A 12,594-nucleotide genomic window follows, 5' to 3' on the forward strand; every position below is an offset into this window, starting at 1 on the left:
TTACGTGATTGACAGTAGTTTCCGGCTGGGCATCGTGGGTGCGGGCGGCGTCGCCGAACTGCACGCCGAGGCCGCGGCCGGTCTGCCCGGCGTCGAGGTGGCCGCGGCGTGCGATGTGCGTACGGCGGCCGCGGAGAGTCTCGGGCAGCGGTTCGGCGCCCGGGCCTTCGCTGATCACCTCGCGATGTTCGCCGCGGGTGGGCTCGACGGGGTGATCGTGACCGCGCCGCATTCGCTGCATGCGCCGATCACCGTGGACGCCGCGGCGCATGGGTTGCACGTCCTGGTCGAGAAGCCGATGGCGACGACCGTGGCGGACTGCCGGTTGATGATCGACGCGTGTGCCCAGGCCGGCGTACGGCTTGGGGTGGGACATGTCGTGCACTTCCTGCCCTCGGTGCGGGAGGCGCGGGACGTGCTGGCCTCGGGTCGGCTCGGGCGGACGCTCATGATCACCGAGCGGCGTACGGCGCATTACGCGCCCGGTTCGCGGCCCGACTGGTTCTTCGACCCGGTCCTGGCCGGTGGCGGCATCGTGATGAACGTCGGCATCCACTCGATCGACAAGGCCCACTGGCTCGGCGCGGCTCCCGCCACCCGGGTGCTCGCGCATACCTGGCAGAAGCCCGGCCTGAACGTGGAGACCGAGGCGTCCGGGCTGTTGCAACTCGGTAACGACGTACGGGTGGCGCTCTCGTTGGTCGGGACGGGATTGCCGTTCCAGGACGAGACCGAGGTGGTTTGCGAGAGCGGCGCGTTGCGGTTGTCCCGTCGCGACGGTCTGCGGATCTACCAGGCGGCGGGGGAGAACCAGGTCCCGCCGGATGAGGGCGATCTCGACGGTGCCTTTCGCAACCAACTCGCGGACTTCGTCGAGGCGTGCTCGCAGGATCGGGAGCCGGCGGTGTCCGGCGACTACGGGCAGGCGGTGGTCGCGACCGCGCTCGCCATTTACGAATCGGCGGCGCTCGGCGAGTTGGTCGCCGTACCGCAAGTTTTGGCTCCAGTAGGGAGGGACTGACCTATGCAGGATTTGGCAGAGTTGTACGACGCGTTGTCGGCGCCGACGCCCGAGGTGATCGAAAGCCTGTCCTGGTTGGACGGCGACCTGATGCTGCTCGGCGTTGGCGGCAAGCTCGGGCCGGAGCTCGCGTTGATGGCGCGACGGGCCCTCGACAAGGCGGGCAAGAACTCGCGCGTTGTCGGCGTGGCGCGAAACCTGGACCCGGCCACGGCGTCTCGTTTGGCCGAGGGTGGGGTCGACCTGGCGAAAGCCGACTTGATGGACGACGCTGCGTTGCGAGCGCTGCCGGACGCTGGGAACGTGGTCTACCTGGCTGGGCGCAAGTTCGGCACGGGCGGCAGCGAGCATCAGACCTGGGCGTTGAACGCGCACTTGCCGGGCCGCGTGGCCGAGCGCTTCCGCGACTCGAAGATCGTTGCCTTCAGCACCGGGAACGTCTACCCGCTGGTGCCCGTGACCTCGGGTGGTGCCGACGAGACAACTCCTGCGGGGCCGGTCGGGGAGTACGCGCAGTCGTGTCTCGGCCGCGAGCGGGTATTCGAGCACTTCTCGCACGTGAATGGCACGCCGATGGCGATCGTGCGGCTGAACTACGCGGTCGAGCTGCGGTACGGCGTACTGCTGGAGCTGGCGCGAACCGTCTCCCGGCGCGAGCCGGTCGACCTGCGGATGGGCAACGTCAACGTGATCTGGCAGGGCGACGTGAACGCGTCCACCCTGCGACTGCTCGAGCTCTGCGCGACGCCGCCGCTCGTGGTGAACCTGGCCGGACCGGAGACGGCCTCGGTGCAGTGGCTGAGCGAGCGCCTCGGCGAGCTGCTCGACGTACCGGTGAGCTTTACCGGCGAACCGGCCGATACCGCGTTGTTGTCGAACGCATCGCTGTCGCACCAGCTCTTCGGCTATCCCAGTGTGCCCTTGCGGCGGCTGCTCGAGTGGACCGCGGACTGGGTGCGGGCCGGCGGCGATACCCATGGCAAGGACACCAACTTCCAAGAACGTGAAGGGAGGTTCTGACATGTTGCCTGAAGCAACTGCCAGGGCGCTGCGCAAAGGTGTGCTGATACCGGCACATCCGCTCGCGTTGGATGCCGAGGGCAACCTCGACGTACGGCGCCAGCGCGCGTTGAGCCGGTACTACCTGGACGCCGGCGCGGGCGGTCTGGCCGTCGGCGTACACACGACCCAATTCGGGATCCGCGACGCGGGCCTGCTCGAACCGGTCCTGCGGCTGGCGATCGAGACGGCCCGCGAGTATGAGCGCCCGATGGTGATGGTGGCAGGGGTTGCGGGGACCACCGCGGACGCCGTTGCCGAGGCGCGGCAGGCGTCGGAGCTTGGGTACGACCTGGCGATGGTGATCCTGCGTGGACTCGACGAGCTGACCGATGACCAGGTGGTCGAGCACATCGCGGCGATCGGCGAGGTGATGCCGGTGTTCGGGTTCTACCTGCAGCCGGCTGTCGGCGGGCGAGTGCTGGGGTTCGACTTCTGGGCGCGGTTGGCCGAGTTGCCGAGCCTCGCGGCGATCAAGATCGCGCCGTTCGACCGGTATCGCACGCTCGACGTCGTTCGCGCGGTGTGCGAGTCGAGCCGCGCCGACGAGATCGCTTTGTACACGGGGAACGACGACAACATCCTGGTCGATCTGGCGACCACCTACCGCTTCCGGGTAGGTGGCCGCGAGGTCCGCAAGCACATCGTGGGCGGGTTGCTCGGGCAGAACGCCGTCTGGACGCACCGGGCGGTGGAGATGTTCGAGCGCGCCCGGTCGGGGGAGGTGTCGGCCGAGTTGCTCACGCTTGCGGCTCAGCTGACTGATGCGAACGCCGCCGTCTTCGATGTGGCCGGCGACTTCGCCGGTTGCGTGGCCGGGATCCATGAGGTGCTCCGGCGCCAAGGCTTGTTGGAGAACCTGCGCTTGCTGGACCCGGACGAGAAGCTCTCGCCCGGACAGTCGGAAGAGCTCGACCGGGTCATCGCGGCCTATCCGCAGTTGATCGATGACGCCTTCGTGGCGAAGAACCTCGACCGCTGGCTCACCCTGGAGGAATCATGCGTCGGCTGACCTCGATCACGCTCGCCTTCGGGCTGCTGGTCGCTTCACTATCTGATGTCTCGTTCCCGTCCGAAGCGTCCGCTGTGAGTACCCCGGCTACGCGGAACCTGGTGACCAATCCCGAGCTGACCACCGACGCCACGTCGTGGACGCTATCTCGCCGGGCTACGTACGACGCGGGCTCGCTGCGCATCGCCGCCACGGACACGACCGCGTGGGAAGGCGCCACCTCGGCGCCGTTCGGCCTCGACGGTCGACGTACCGCCAAGGTGACGGTGTCGGCGCTTGCCAAGCTCGACGGCGTGACGCAAGGCGCCTCGATCGACAACCAGGCCAAGGTCTACATCGCCTTCGTCAACGCGACCGGCGCCCGCACCTGGCAGGGGATCCGCCTGCAGGGGACGCAGGACTGGCGCACGGAGAGCGCGACGTACGACGTACCGCCCGGCACGGTCTCGGCGTACCTGAGTCTGGCGCTGGATCGCGCCGTCGGCACGGTCTGGTTCGACGACCTCAGTGTGACCGCGGCCGCGCCCGTGAACGTCGCGCCGAACCCGGGCTTCGAGACGGTCTCGACCGATCCGAACTGCCCTGCGACCTACTGGTGTACGCCGTACCTGAGTCAGACGTACAAGGTCGACACCGAGGTCTTCAAGTCCGGCGCCCGGTCGATGCGGATCGACGCCGTGCCTGGCAAGAAGGTCGGCGGCTTCATCACGTCACTCGTCGATCAGTCGACTTGGCCGCTGGTGACGATCGGCGCGGACGTGAAACTCGGTGATCTGAAGGCGGCCGACTACACCGATACTCCGGGTGGTCTGCGGCTGTCGTTGAACTTCACGTACGTCAATGAGGCGGGCACGGTCGTCTACACCGGCTCGTCGGTGATGGGCGGCATCATGGTGGGCACGCGTGATTGGTCGCGCGTGAGTGCGACGTTCAGGTTGCCGCCGAAGACCAAGCGCGTGCAGGTTATTCCGGAGGTGCGGAACGCGACGGGCAAGGTCTGGGTCGACAACGTCAGCATCACGCCGGAATCGTCCTGGCTGGTGCCGGACAACCTGACCAAGGGCGCGGCCGCCGGCTCTGAGGTGGTCTACCACACGACGGTCACGAACCGCCGTTCGATTGCCGACAGCATCGATCTCACGTTGGACGAATCGTCGTTGCTCCCGGCAACTGCCAAGGTCGAGCCCGCCGTCACGGGTGTGCTCGAGCCCGGTCAATCGGCGCGGGTCAAGGTCACGGTGGCGCTGCCTGCCGGAATGGCCGTCGGTTCGCTAAGGCAAGTTCGGCTGATCGCGACGCCTTCGGGCGCGCCGGATCTTCGGCAGGTCGCGTGGTTCGATACGACGGTGGCGGTGCCGGGGGAGAGGGCCGCGGAGCCGCAGGTCTACAACACGCCCGCCGAGCTCGACGCACTGCGGAAGCGGGTTGCGGAGCAGGGTTGGGCCAGTGATGCCTTCGCGAAGGTGGTGAAGACCGAGGCTGACGGTTGGCTCGCGCGGCCGCTCGACCAGACCATGTCGCACGGCGCATGGAGTGGCGACTACAAGTGTCCGGGCACCAACACCGCGCTGCAGTTCGACTTCGCGAAGCCGACGGAACACCGTTGCCCGATCGACGGCAAGGTCTACACCGGCGAGCCGTACAACAGCGCCTGGGTGGAGATCTGGCACAACAACGCGGCCTCTGGTGCGTCTGACCTCGCGCTGACTTACCAGTTGCTACCGGATCCCGCCCGCCTGAAGTATGCCGAGAAGGCGCGGGATGTGCTGCTGTATTACGCGGACCAGTTCCTGTCGGTGCCGCGCAACGGTCTCTACGGGCGAGTGCACTACCAGTCGCTGGACGAGGCGGTGTCCGCGATCGGCCTGATCGACGCGTACGACCTGATCCGGGCGACGCTTTCGCCCGCGGAACAGGTCGCCATCGAGCAGAACCTGCTGCGCCCGCTGGCCGAACTGCTGATGGAAATCCCGACCTCGACGTCGAACTTCCAGGCCTGGCATGACGCGGCCGTCTACGGCATCGGTTCGGTACTGAACGAGCCGGCCTATCGGGAGTATGCGTTGAACAATGTGAGCGATGGCGTCGAGTTCCTGCTGGACAACGCCGCGATGAAGGACGGCTGGTGGTGGGAGGGGTCTGCCAGCTATCACGTTTATGCCCTGCAGGCGTTGACGAATCTCGTCATGGCGGCACGCAATCACCCGGACGGGCACGACTACACGCAGGATCCGCGGTTCAAGAAGATGTACACGTCGATGCTGCCGTACATGTACCCGGATCTGACCGTGCCGGCGGCCGGCGATGGTGGCAACTGGGGTCGCCGCTTCGGGCCGAACTTCACGATGTTCGCGGAATGGGCCTACGGCAACTATCACGATCCCGACTACGCGGCGTCGCTCGACTATGCGTACACCAATCTCAAGCAACCGCGAACGGACCGATGGGCTCTGCGGTACGGCGCGGAGCGCATCCCGCCGGGCGCCGGTCTCCGGGTGGCGAGCCGGAACCACGCCTCGCTCGGCGAAGCGACGATGTTCTCGGGTCAACCGGTCAATCTCGCGCCTAACCCGGGCTTCGAGGACGCGTCGTACTGGAACCTGGCGGGCGCAACGTGGGATTCGGCGCGCGTGTTCGAGGGCGAGCGCGCGGCGAAGGTCGTCGGCGACACGTCGCGCTGGCGCGGGTTGCACCAGGACCTCCCACTCGACGGCTCGCGGATCTCGGCCGTAAGGCTGTCCGCGATGGCCGCTGGGTCTCCCGGCCGTCTGTCGCTGACCTTCCTGGATGGCGACGGCAGGTTGGTTGGGACTACCGGTAAGGCCTCGGCCGGCGGCGACTGGGCGTCGTACGACCTGACGGCGGCGGTGCCGGTCCGGGCGCGTTCCGTCCGGATCAGCCTCGGGCTCGATCGTGCGGCTGGAACCGCCTGGTTCGACGACGTCGATCTGTGGGTCAACGATCTCGTGGTCGACGGTGGGTTCGAGGATGGCGGTGAGGGGTGGACGAAGTCCGGTGCCGCGAGGATCGACCCGCTCGGCTATCGCGGTAAGTCGGCCGCTCGGCTGACCACGAGCTCGACTTGGACGAAGGACGTGCCGCTCGATGGTGCCGATGTCTCGAAGCTCGAGTTGAGCGCGAAAGTACGCGCCGTGGCCCTCGGTGGTGCGCGGATGGAGTTGGAATTCGTCAACAAGGATGGCGTTGAGACGGCTGTGGGCAAGCCGTTGAGCGGCAGCTTTGACTGGACCGGGAAGTCGCTCGCGGCCGACGTACCGCGTGACACTGTGAAAGTCCGCGTTGGTTTGGTGGCCGATCGTGCTGCCGGGGTGGCGTGGTTCGACGATGTGGCGCTGAGCTTCAGCCAGGGGGTCGACGCTTTCCAGGCCGATTACCTGCGGCTGGACTACGGGGTCCCCGGCGGTACGCACGGGCATGCGGACAAGCTGCACCTCGACGTCATCGGCGCCGGCGGTCTGCAGTCGACGGACCTCGGTCAGGTGTACGGCGCGAGCAACTCGGACCTGACGAACAACTGGTACCGCGAGACCGTCTCGCACAACACGGTGGTTGTCGACGGCATCAGTCAGGACCGGAGCGCCCGCGGCGAGCTGACGTACTTCGGGACGACGCCCCGGCTGCAGGTCACGGACGCCTCGGCCAAGAGCGCGTACGCCAGCCTGCCCTCGGCCGCGGACGTCTCCCTGCGCCGCGCGCTGCTCATGACCGACTCGTACGCGCTGGACGTCTTCGACGCCACGGGCTCGAAGCCGCACACGTACGACCAGTCGTGGCACGCGGGTGGATCGCTTGCCATCGGCAACGTCTTGATGAAGCCGGCCGAATGCCCGGCGCCGCCGTGCGTACTCAACCCGAACGACAAGGACAACGGCTACCACCGGCTCACCAACGTTGCCCAAGGCACCTCCGCCGACGGCCAATGGACGGCGGCCTGGACCGACGGCCCGTCCGTCCTCCGCCTCACCGGCCTCGAACCGCGCGCCACGGACCTCCTGCACGAGACGGGCCCCGGCACGGCGTCGACCGGTACGGCGATCCCGTTCGTCCTGGCCCGTCGCTCGAACACCGAGTCCACCCGGTACACGACCCTGCTCGAGACGTACCGAACCAGCCACGGCTCGCCGGTGTCGTCCGTACGCCGGTTGAGCGACGGCCACACCCAGGTGGACCTGACCAACGGCACCCGCGACAACCTGCTGTACGACGCGACCGGCTACGCGCTGGTCCGTTCCAAGGGCGGCCTACGTTCGATCGACCTCTTGGCCCGCTCGTCGATCGCCCTGGACGGCAAGACGCTCGTCACTGGTCCGACCGACCTGGAGAAGGCGTCGATCGTCTACAACGGCCCGACCATTCACGTCGACGTACGCCGCTCAACCACCACCCCCGCCCACCTAACCCTGCACGCGCCGGACGCCACCAGGGTCTACCTCAACAACAAGCAGATCCCCTTCACCACCGTCGGCAACGGCAACATCCGGCTCACCGTCTGAGCGCTACACCCGCCGGGCGGATGTGCGGGTCACGTCCGCCCGGCGTCGGGGGTTGGGAGGAAGCCGCGGAGTTGGGGCATGCCTGCCATTTGGGTGATCACCGCGATGTGTTCGTACAGGCCGACTAGCTGGAGGTTCTCGGGGCCAGGCCGGCCGCCCAGGGCCAGAATCGGCACGAAGCCGTAGCACTGCTCGAAGCCGGGCACGCCCTCCTGACGGTTCGCGACCGCCGCGGGATAGGGGTCCCATTCGAAGGCGGAACCACGGAGCTCAGGCTGCTCGATCATGGCGGCGAGATCGACGAACGACCTGTCCGTGGGCACCAGGTCGATCACCCCGTAGCGGAACTTGATGACCATGAACGTGCCGTTCACGTGGAAGACCACGTCACCGAGCGCGGTGGTGAACAGCACGGTCGACTTCTCGGGGAACCCGACCACGCCGTCGAGCATCTGCGCGGCTCGCGCCGGGTCGACGAGGCGGAAGTACCCGTCGCCGACAAAGCCGGCGCCGTGCGTACGCCATAGGTCGACGACCTCGGCGGGCACCTGACCGGCGTACTGCTCGATCGTCGACGGCTCGATCGGCGCGACGGGAAAGAACTGGCGGAACGTCGTCAACGGTTCTCCTCAAAACCTTGCGGCCTCCGGGCCGATGGCGACGATTCTGGCAGGTGAACGGCCGACGCCGGCCGGGCGGCAGCAGGTGGGAGGCAGGAGGCGGAAGGCGGCGTCGACGTACGGCTGGATCTTCCGCGACCACTTCGCGAACGTTCGCGACCACTCGCGGACAAGAAGTTCTCAGGGTGCGCGATTTAGGGGCAGGGTTCGGGGGAGCGGCCGCTGGAGGTCAAGGCGGTCACGTCGGTCAGCGTCGGGATGTCGGTACGAGGACTCAGGGTGCCATCCGCGTGCCGGCGGCGGACGAAGGCCTTACCGCCGGAGGTCGCCGTGATCTGCAGCTCGCCGCCGACCGAGGAGGCGGCGACCTGGTCGGCCTGATCGCCGGTCAGGGTCGGCCATTGCCAACTGCCATCAGTGTGCTGAATCGCGTAATACAACTGACCGCCCGCGGCGATCACCACCATCATCTCCTCGCCGACCACGGTCACAGCCACCGACGTAATGCCATGCATCGTGACGAACAGATTCCGCGAGCTCCAGGTGCCGTTGGGGAACCGCACGCGGTGATAGATCTGCGAGCCCGCGACCTGGATCATGTGGAAGGAGGCGTGATGCTCGGTAGCGGCTACCAGATTCGAGGCATCACCGAGCCGGTTCGGTCCGTCCCAACCGCCGTCCGGGAACTGCATGGCGTGATAGACGACTCCACCCGCCGCGAAAGCCACCTGCAGGCACCCGACCACCACAGCGGTCGTGACCGACGAGACGCCCGCGAGATGGCTGAACACATTCCGGCTTCCCCAGCTGCCGTCCACCGACCGCACCCGGTGATAGATCACGTCACCGGCCATCTCCACTACGTGCAGCATGCCGCTGTACTCGGACGCCGCCACCAGTCGGCTCGGACCGCCGAGCTCGTTCGGGCCGTCCCAGCTGTCGCCGACCTGCTGGATCGCGTGGTGAGCCGAGCCGCCCGCTACCGCGACGAGTTGCAGCTGCGGATCGAGTGAGACGCCCGGCGCGTCCAGCCGGTAGAGCGCGGCCGCACCCGGGGCGAGCTCGACCGAGATCGTCGCCGGACTCGACTGGGTCTCGTACGTCCTGGTCGCCGGATCGAACCGCGAGACGGCGGTGACCGTTGCCGTGTTCACGTGCACGGTGGCCTGCGTGGTCGCGGAGTGCTTGGGGTTCGCCAGCAGCAGCCAGCGGGTGCGTGGCTTTCGATCCTTGCTGCGAAAACGGCTGACAACGATCGGGCTGCCCGACGTCCCCGTCAGGTATACGTCCGGGGTGAACGGGATCGTGCCGGGCGGGCGCGAGCCGTTCGCGTGCGTCACCCAGTCGGACACCAGCGGCTTGAGCTCCGCACCGACGGGAGCAAGCCAGGTGGTGTTCAGTGTCTTGGCGGCTTCGTACAGCGGCGACCGATTGCCCTCGTAGTCGATCAGCGCCGGGCCGTAGCTTGGCGGCGGCTCCGGCGACCAGTAGCAGAAGTACTGGATGCCCTTGCAGCCGTACGCCAGGCTGATGTTGACCTGCCACGCGAGCTCCGCGGCCGTCGGCATCCGATAGTGCCAGTGGATGACCGACAGAATGTAGATCCAGGTCGGAAGTCCAGTACCGAGGCCGGCCGCCCGAAACTCCTGCCACTCGGCGAAGTAGGCGCTGTGGTCGGAGCCGTCGGCATACAACGGATAGCGGTCGTACGACAGCACCTGCGGACGGACGACGCTGATGAACTCTTGGATATAGCCTCGCCAACCCTGCCCGACATCGGGGAGGAGGTTGATGTTCTGCAGCAAGCCCGGCGCCGCCGCACGCAGTGCCGCCGAACCGGTGCCGAGGCGTGGGAAAGCCGGTGCGCTCGGCTCGTCGTCCAGCCGGAAACCAACGAACGACGGGTGCCGGACATATTCCTCGCGTAACTGCAGAGCCCGCTCGGGCCAGTTGACGACCAGCGCCTTCAGCCCGGTCTGATCGGTGTACGACAGCGTGGTGTGGACGTACCCCACGTCGTCCGCGTCACTGGCACCGACGAAGGAAACGGTGAATCCGGCGTCCTTCATCTCCTGGAACCGCGCCAGTGTGTTGAACCTCTGCTGCATCGACGGCGGCCAGAACGCCACGATCGGGAACTCCGGTCCGGAGAGCAGCGGCAAAGGCATGCAGCCAGCCGATGCCGTCCCGAGTGTCTGTGCCGTGTTCGCGGCCTGGGCGGTCGCGGTGGTTCCCGGCAGGAACGGCAGTACGCCGGCCGCGGCGGCTAGTTTTAGCAGTCTGCGGCGGTCGATCGTTGGTCGGCCTGTCGCGATGGAATCGTCGTTCATAGCAACTCCTCATCCGGTGTGACCGCCAGGAGGACCCGGTCTCCTGGCCGCCGAAAGTCCAGCATCACCGCTGCTTCGAAGCCACCAATGCGACTGCGCTCGAACAGTTGACGTATCCAGCTGGGATCAGGCGCTAGAGATTCAATGGTGATCAAATCGGTAGATCTGCACAGAACCTTCACGAGTTGTCCGCCAATTCTGCCCAGGCGGATTCCTACGCTCACCCCATGCCAGTCAGTGAAGCCGGGCGTGGGGGAGGACCGCGATGATCGAGGTACGTGGGCTGACGAAGAGGTACGGCGAGGTGCTGGCCGTCGACGATCTGAGTTTCGACGTCGAGCAGGGCCTGGTGACGGGGTTCCTCGGCCCGAACGGCGCCGGGAAGTCGACCACGATGCGGATGATGCTCGGCCTCGACCGGCCCACGTCCGGGACGGCGCTCGTGAACGGACGGGCGTTCGCGACGTACGCCGAACCGCTGCGCGAGGTTGGCGCGCTGCTGGACGCCGGTTCCGTGCATCCCGGTCGGACCGGACGCAATCACCTTCGCGTCGCCGCGCGGTCGAACGGCATCCCGCTGCGCAGGGTCGAGGAGGTGATTGACCAGGTCGGCCTCGGTGCCGCGGCCCGCCGCCGGATCAAGGGCTACTCGCTGGGAATGCGCCAGCGCCTCGGGATCGCGGCCGCGCTGCTCGCCGATCCGCGCGTGCTGCTGTTCGACGAGCCGATCAACGGGCTGGACCTCGACGGCGTCCGGTGGATTCGCGACCTGCTGCGCCAACTCGCCGACGAGGGGCGCACCGTGCTGGTTTCGAGCCACCTGATGAGCGAGATGCAGCAGACCGCCGACCGGCTGATCGTCATTGGTCGCGGCAGGCTGATCGCCGACGCGACGACGGCGGACATCCTGCGTGGATTGGGCCGCCGCCAAGTGCGAGTCCGTAGCTCGCAGCCGGACTTGCTGTTCAGCCGACTGAAAAAGCACGGACTCGCGGTCGAACGAGTCGAACCGAACGAGCTGGAGGTCGAGGGCAGTACGGCCGAGGACGTGGGCAATCTCGCCCACGCGCTAGGCGTTCCGCTGCACCACCTCTCGGATGTCGAGCAATCCCTCGAGCAGGCGTTCATCGAACTGACCAGCGACAGCGTGGAGTTCCACGGCCACCCTGATGGAGAGGCTGAGGTGGCACAGTGACTGCACGCCTATTCGCACGTACTTGCGCTGCCGAGTGGACCCGGTTGTGGACGGTCAAGGCGACTTGGTGGTTCCTGGCGGCTGCGGCTGTGACGATGGTCGGCCTCGGGACCGTGGCGGGCTTTGAGGCAGGCGGTCAACCTTCGGCGCAAGGCGACTCGGCCTGGGTGGCGTCGCACTTCACCGCCGTACCGGCGCAGTTCGCCTTGCTCGCGCTCGTGCTCACCGCGGTGACGTCCGACTACGCCACCGGTGGGATCGTCCCGGCCTTGCAGTGGACGCCGCGTCGTACTGTCCTCTTCCTCGCCCGAACTGTCGTGGCAGTAGGGGCCGCGACGGGCGCGGGCGTGCTGCTGGCGTTTGCCTCGGCGCTGGCCGGCTATACGGCGGCCCGACCGGTTCTGACGCTGCCCTGGAACGAGGTCGACGTGCTCGCCACTGTCGCGTTCGTCTTCGCGGCCGGCACGCTGCTGGCCGCCGGGTTGGGGTTCGTACTGCGCAACACCGCCGGCTCCCTGGTCGTGGTTTTCCTGCTGATCCTCGTACTTCCGCTGATGCTGCCGCAGTTCGGCTATCGGTGGATGACCGATCTCGCCGACCTGATGCCCGGGACGAACGCGCTGTTCCTGCTGCTCGGCGAGCCGGCCGGGCGGGGGCTGACGAACACGTTCGCGGTGCTCACCATGCTCGGCTGGGCCGGCGGCGCGCTGCTGCTCGGCTGGCTCCGGCTGCTGCGCGACGACGCGAACCGATGACGCCGCCAGGGCCCAGAGCGTGCAGTCGGGGAGATCTGCACAGAACCTTCACGAGTCGTCCCCCAAATCTGGGCGGACCGGCTCCTAC

The 12,594-nt window shown here is 67.4% G+C and carries 8 protein-coding genes; 6 read left to right on the top strand and 2 right to left on the bottom strand.

Annotated features, from left to right (window positions below; all coding sequences use genetic code 11):
- Positions 1-4: 4 nt before the first annotated feature.
- The 4 genes from OG394_RS00325 to OG394_RS00340 are packed head-to-tail and all read left to right on the top strand — an operon-like array spanning position 5 to position 7,606.
- Positions 5-1,021 (top strand): Gfo/Idh/MocA family protein, encoded by a 1,017-nt coding sequence (locus OG394_RS00325; RefSeq protein ID WP_328992661.1) that lies wholly within the window; start codon positions 5-7, stop codon positions 1,019-1,021.
- 3 nt (positions 1,022-1,024) lie between these two features.
- The gene (locus OG394_RS00330) at positions 1,025-2,041 is read left to right on the top strand and encodes an NAD-dependent epimerase/dehydratase family protein (protein ID WP_328992662.1); all 1,017 of its coding nucleotides are present in this window, start codon (positions 1,025-1,027) and stop codon (positions 2,039-2,041) included.
- Between the two features lies 1 nt (position 2,042).
- Positions 2,043-3,092, top strand: coding sequence for a dihydrodipicolinate synthase family protein (locus tag OG394_RS00335; RefSeq protein ID WP_328992663.1), 1,050 nt, complete (start codon positions 2,043-2,045; stop codon positions 3,090-3,092).
- The gene (locus OG394_RS00340; RefSeq protein ID WP_328992664.1) at positions 3,080-7,606 is read left to right on the top strand and encodes a heparinase II/III domain-containing protein; all 4,527 of its coding nucleotides are present in this window, start codon (positions 3,080-3,082) and stop codon (positions 7,604-7,606) included. Before OG394_RS00335 ends, OG394_RS00340 begins: the two co-directional genes overlap by 13 nt.
- 29 nt (positions 7,607-7,635) lie before the next feature.
- On the opposite strand, the gene OG394_RS00345 is transcribed toward OG394_RS00340, so the two are convergent.
- Positions 7,636-8,226 (bottom strand): T6SS immunity protein Tdi1 domain-containing protein, encoded by a 591-nt coding sequence (locus tag OG394_RS00345; protein ID WP_328992665.1) that lies wholly within the window; start codon positions 8,224-8,226, stop codon positions 7,636-7,638.
- 194 nt (positions 8,227-8,420) lie between these two features.
- Complete coding sequence (locus OG394_RS00350) at positions 8,421-10,556, bottom strand: hypothetical protein (protein ID WP_328992666.1); 2,136 nt, start codon at positions 10,554-10,556, stop codon at positions 8,421-8,423.
- A gap of 265 nt (positions 10,557-10,821) precedes the next feature.
- Between OG394_RS00350 and OG394_RS00355 the strand changes: the two genes are divergently transcribed.
- Together OG394_RS00355 and OG394_RS00360 are read left to right on the top strand one after the other, a co-directional pair.
- Entirely contained in the window at positions 10,822-11,751 is a 930-nt protein-coding gene (locus OG394_RS00355; protein ID WP_328992668.1) for an ABC transporter ATP-binding protein, read from the top strand.
- Positions 11,748-12,506: a hypothetical protein gene (locus OG394_RS00360; RefSeq protein ID WP_328992669.1), complete on the top strand. Its 759-nt coding sequence runs from the start codon at positions 11,748-11,750 to the stop codon at positions 12,504-12,506. The genes OG394_RS00355 and OG394_RS00360 overlap by 4 nt, the downstream gene beginning before the upstream one ends.
- Positions 12,507-12,594 lie beyond the last annotated feature (88 nt).

It is taken from the genome of Kribbella sp. NBC_01245, assembly GCF_036226525.1.
GTDB lineage: Bacteria > Actinomycetota > Actinomycetes > Propionibacteriales > Kribbellaceae > Kribbella.